Here is a 5,361-nt window from a genome sequence, read left to right as displayed (position 1 = left end):
GTGTTCGCCAGCAAGTACACGCGGTGTTAAATGAGGAGCAGAAAGCCGAGCTTAAAGCGATGGTATCGAAGAAGCTAAAGCGAATGGAAGAGCGCTGTGAGGATGACGATTAATTGAGGACATCAGATTTATCGGATGCTAGTTGTTGGTTGTGAAGCTAGACAAGGATGTTTTTTGCGTGGCGAGAGCCACGCTTTTTGTTTTCTTTGGTCTTATGAATATATCTTCAGTACACTCTTAGCTCTTAGTCTTTGATTTCAAAATGGAGCGAGTCAGTGAGTTGCTTGAGGAGAATTCCACGGTGTGTGTCGGAACAGATTAGAGCCATCATTTTTGACCTTGATGGAACGCTGGTCAGCTCGAGTCTCAACTTTGACCGAATGCGAAAAGATGTGGGTTGCCCGCCTGACGAAGATATTTTGGCCTACATCGATGCCCTGCAAGGCAAAGATAAAGAAGCGGCAAATGCCATTGTTTATCAACACGAAATGGCCGATGCGCGATCAGTTGAACTGCTTCCTGGAGTAGAAAGTTTGTTTGAACAGCTTTCTATAGGAGCATTAAAAACTGCGATAGTGACTCGAAATTCAAGAGAAGCAACTCGTCGTAAGTTAGAGCAAGTGGGACTACAAGTTGACACGATATTAACCAGAGAGTGTGCCCCTGCAAAGCCTCACCCAGGAGCCTTGCAGCAACTATGTCGTGAGTGGCAACTCAAACCTTCTGAGGCGGTGTATGTGGGTGATTATCTGTACGACCTATTAGCAGCAGAACATGCTAACATGCATTCCTGTTTATATGCTCAAGATCACTTACCTGATTATGCTGAAAGGGCGGGCTTTGTGTGTAATGACTACGCATCTTTTTTCGATTTATTAGCCTCCTATATAGAAAAAAAATAAAGACAAACGCACCTGCTTGCTTAACTTTGCTTATCTTGCGAGATTGATCTGAATCAATCTTGGATAAAGAAGGCGAATAGGTGCGACAAAATGTCACTTCCTCCATAAAACCTCATCGATATACTCACCTCCAATCTAATCATAGATGAGGTTGAATGAGGGTGTTAGTGTGAGAGTAAATCAAACTTTTCGAAATATTTCGCTATCAGGGAAAACTTGTATTGGTAGTAGTCTCTTGGGCGCTAGCCTTTTGTATGCACTTCCCGCTGTTGCAGACATGGAAGCAAAGCCAGCGGTTGAGCAGCTAGATACGATTAGTGTGACAGCAAATAGAAACGAAGAGTTGACCTTGGATGTGCCCGCCAGTATCGCCGTTAAGGATAGAGGCTCTGTTGATCTTGACCAGGCTAACTACCAAAAAGACTTGTTTAATAGCATTGCAGGCGTTCGTATTATACAGACCGGTTCAACCTTGGGGCATAAAACCAGTATACGTATGCCTTCCAATACAGGGCCTTATTACTTGTTTTTACAGGATGGCATACCGGTACAATCCTCTGGCTTCTTTAACCATAACGGTTTGGCATACACCAACTTTAGTACGGCAGGGTCTGCAGAAGTTTTGAAGGGGGCAGGGACTGCATTGTACGGCTCCGATTCAGTTGCAGGTACTATCAATGTGATTTCCCAAGACCCAAGCTTAAGAGAAGGTTATACCGTCAAAACTGAAGCTGGTGCGCATGGCTTTTATCGTTTAGGCCTAGCAGGAAGCGCAAGCTTGAGTGATGACTCTTCAGTCGGCATTGATATATCGCATAGCGAAAACGATGGCTGGCGAGACCATACTCGCTCAAAACGAAGTGAAGCGAATATTACGCATTTTGTTTCCTTGAATGACAACAATAGCCTGAAAACAGTCTTTGCAATAAACACTACTGAGGCTGATCAGGCCGGTAGTTTAATTGGTTTGGATGCGCTGAAAAACGATACAGAATCGGTGGGTGATATAGAAGCTGCACTAGCTACCGGGATGGATATTCAGCGAAAATTTGATTTTGCCCGTTTGAGTACAGAATGGACGCACTTACTTAATGACGAGATTGAACTGAGTACCATTGCGTACTTGAGAACAAACCGGAACCAGTATGTAGCAACTTGGCAGGGAAACCTTCCTGAGAATGATAGCCAGCAAAAAACGCTTGGCCTCATGTTCAAAGCCGACTATAGCCTAGATAGCCTCCGCTGGACTTTTGGAGCCGACCTTGAATATACCAAGTCTAGTCGAAGCTATGAGCAAACCTTTGACTATGTGCCCAGTGGCTGGGGAAGTAGTGTCGCTGAGGGCTCTATTTATGACTACGACGTGAATTACTTCGCCGTGTCACCCTATACCAGTGCTGCATTTAGTGTTACTGATCACTTAACAGTAGAAGCCGGCCTTCGCTACGACTCCAGCCGTTTTGATTACACGAATAATCTATCTGACGGGCAATATGCATCGTCGAGTTATGCGCGGGCATCGAGCGATAATGACCCTTCATTCAATCACTTAAGTCCTAAACTGAGTTTTAGTTTCCGTCTTGATGATAGTCAGAATATCTATGTTCGCTATGCAAACGGTTTCCGAATACCGCAAGCTTCTCGCTTGTATGCGCTTACAACTGACAATATTGATTTTGATTTAGACCCGGAAGTCAGTGATACCTATGAACTGGGTTATAAGCTGGCAACCACAAATCAGCGTCTCGATTTATCGTTGTATTACATGACGATTGATGACTCAATTGTTCGACGAGAAAACATTGATGGAGATCGTTACTACGAAAATGGTGGCGAGACCACGCATCAGGGGGCAGAGTTATCAATACTACAGACCTTAACAGAGGAATTATCCGCACGATTGGCTTATAGCTACTCGGAGCACGAGTATGTGAACGATGAAGATTATGGCGATAACGAGCAAGCTGAGGCGCCTAACAGTTTGGCTAACTTACGTTTGAACTATTCTCCTCAAAAGGTGCAGGGTTTGACGACTTCATTGGAGCTTGAGCATATTGGTGAGTATTGGATGGATGACAATAACACTAAAAAATATGGCGGCTATACGGTTACACACTTAAAAGCACTATATAAAATTTCTGAACAGCTCAAATTGAGCGCTAAGATTAATAACCTGTCGAATAAAGTGTATGCGGAAAATGCCAGCTTCAGTTACGGCAAAGAGAAGTATACACCAGGGGCTCCGCGTCAGTTATTCGCAGGTATTGAGTATCGGTTTTAAGACATGATGACTAAAGAACGCTCAGGTATTTTTTTCATACTGTGCCTTTTGCTTGCACTCTTATTGACCTGCAACCAAGATGCAGAGGCAGCAAAAAAGCATGGAGCAATGAAAAACAGTTTGCTGCCTGAGTGTCAAGGTATGGCACTTCCATCTGTGCATTGTGGACGCGCTCCATCGTATGCCGAGGGTAAGGATAAAGTGTATGTGGTCTTCTCTCAGAATGGCCATATCTACTTATCTTCATCATCAGATGAAGGGCGCAGCTATACGCCTCCTATTGCTGTTAATCGGCGACCTGAAGCTATTTATGATGATGGCGAGAATAGGCCAAAGATCCTGTTGGGAAAACAACAAGAGATCTTTATCTCATGGACGCATAAGACGCCTGGGCGCTATTCGGGGGATGTGCGTTTTGCTCGTTCACTCGATGGCGGTCAAAATTTTTCTGAACCGATTACGATCAACAATGACAAAGCACTAATCGGTCATCGTTTTGATGCGATGCTGATGGATGGTACAGGGCGTTTATATTTATTCTGGATTGATAAACGAGATAAAAAAGCCGCTCGTGACAGGAATCAAGACTACTTAGGGGGATCGATATATTTCACCTACTCTGACGATGTAGGCGCTAGCTTTCAGCCCGATAAAAAGTGGGTTGATCATAGTTGTGAATGTTGTCGTTTGGCCCTAGCAAATGATTCGAACCAAGATGTAGCGATCTTATGGCGGCATGTATTCCCAGGCAGCATTCGAGACCATGCTATTGCCTATGTCAAAGACTGGAAGTCTATGCAGAACGCTCATCCAGCTAAAGCGGCTATAGATAACTGGGTGATTGAAGGCTGTCCTCACCATGGTCCTGATATGTCTTTTGATCGTGATGACCGCGCACATATTGTCTGGTTTACACAAGGGGATAAACATAAAGGTTTGGTGTACGGTCGCTATAACTTTTCTGAAGGAAGGGCCTTAGACACAATTTCGATTGATTCACTCCCAGGTGCGAGTCGTCCACAGGTCATAGTGCAGGATTCGAATGTGTTCCTACTATGGAAACGCTACAACGGACAAGGTCTCGATTTGATCTTACGTCAGTCCGTGAACTTAGGAAAAGACTGGCTAAAAGAAAAGGTAATCGCAAGTACCACTCATGACTCAGATCACCCTGACCTGATTGAAGTGAAGGGCCGAATTCATGCTATGTGGCATACACAGGCTGAAGGCTTACGCTGGATTAGGGTAGAGTAATGATAAGCGTGAAAAAACTAGCTGTGTTTATATGGGGTTTAATAGTTATAGGGTGGAGCGCTTCGCTTCAGGCAAATGCGAATATAAAGCCCTTTTCAGCGGATAGTCTGATTGCCATTGAAGAATCTCGTAAGGGAGAGGCATTTATATTACTGCTATGGTCAATCGAGTGTCCTCCTTGTCTAAAAGAATTAAAACTTCTAAAGGAATTAACAGGGCAAGGCCTGAATAAGCACTTGTTGCTAGTTTCAACGGACGATATGGAATACCAGACAGATATTGAAGCTTTAATAGCAAACGAAGCGCTTCTTGAGTATGAGCATTGGCTTTTCAATGGCGATTTACCTGAACGTCTTCGCTATAACATCGATCCAGGCTGGTATGGTGAATTGCCCAGAGCCTATATTTACTCCGCTCGCGGGCAGCGGGTTGCACATAGCGGCATGTTGACAAAAGCAATGTTGGAACAGTGGTTGGCTTTAATTCATGCGAACTCTGCACCGGAAAGTACCGATTCACCATGACAACTTCCAAGCCTATACGTATTACCGTTATCGTGTCAGTGCTTGTTCATTGCGGAATGATGTTGGCCGTTTTTCTTACCGTGTCTGGTGGTGTTAGCCTAGATACTGTTAATGTGGATAAGCCATTGCTGCGTCCAGCGCTTGTGATTAGTCATCACCATGTTGCTGCAAAGCTAAAGCCAAAGCCAAAGCCAGAGCCAGAGCCAGAGCCAAAGCCAGAAAATCGATCAGAGAATGAACACTTTAGCTGTCCATCTGAAACCGTTTTGCAAGCGCAAAGCCTGGGTTTAGAAGGTGAATCGATACTTGCCTATAAACAGGAGCTGTTTAAGCTTATTGAGGCACAGAAATTTTATCCGAAGCGCCTCAAAAGAATGCGTAGAGAGGGTGAGGTGACGAT

4 protein-coding genes and 1 pseudogene are annotated in these 5,361 nt (G+C 44.4%); all 5 read left to right on the top strand.

From position 1 onward, the window contains the following. Window positions 1-305: 305 nt before the first annotated feature. The gene (locus A3757_RS08785; protein ID WP_068508120.1) at window positions 306-902 is read left to right on the top strand and encodes an HAD family hydrolase; all 597 of its coding nucleotides are present in this window, start codon (window positions 306-308) and stop codon (window positions 900-902) included. A gap of 169 nt (window positions 903-1,071) precedes the next feature. Further along, a complete protein-coding gene (locus A3757_RS08780) occupies window positions 1,072-3,183 on the top strand; it encodes a TonB-dependent receptor (RefSeq protein WP_197469959.1) in 2,112 nt (703 codons plus the stop codon). Window positions 3,184-3,186: 3 nt separating this feature from the next. Continuing rightward, on the top strand, window positions 3,187-4,437 hold the full coding sequence (locus tag A3757_RS08775) for a sialidase family protein (RefSeq protein WP_068553848.1): 1,251 nt from the start codon (window positions 3,187-3,189) through the stop codon (window positions 4,435-4,437). Next, window positions 4,437-4,961 (top strand): hypothetical protein, encoded by a 525-nt coding sequence (locus A3757_RS08770; protein ID WP_068511183.1) that lies wholly within the window; start codon window positions 4,437-4,439, stop codon window positions 4,959-4,961. The genes A3757_RS08775 and A3757_RS08770 overlap by 1 nt, the downstream gene beginning before the upstream one ends. Next, window positions 4,958-5,361 (top strand): annotated as a pseudogene (locus A3757_RS08765) (hypothetical protein); the annotation flags it as partial. The gene A3757_RS08770 and the pseudogene A3757_RS08765, both read left to right, overlap by 4 nt.

It is taken from the genome of Oleiphilus sp. HI0117, from assembly GCF_001635235.1.
Note: the sequence above shows the minus strand (reverse complement) of the source record. Positions and strands in the feature narration are given on the sequence as shown.

Excerpts from the sequence above, each read along its gene's own strand:
- A3757_RS08770 (WP_068511183.1), top strand. The coding sequence starts at position 4,437 with ATGATAAGCGTGAAAAAACTAGCTGTGTTTATATGGGGTTTAATAGTT.
- A3757_RS08775 (WP_068553848.1), top strand. The coding sequence starts at position 3,187 with ATGATGACTAAAGAACGCTCAGGTATTTTTTTCATACTGTGCCTTTTG.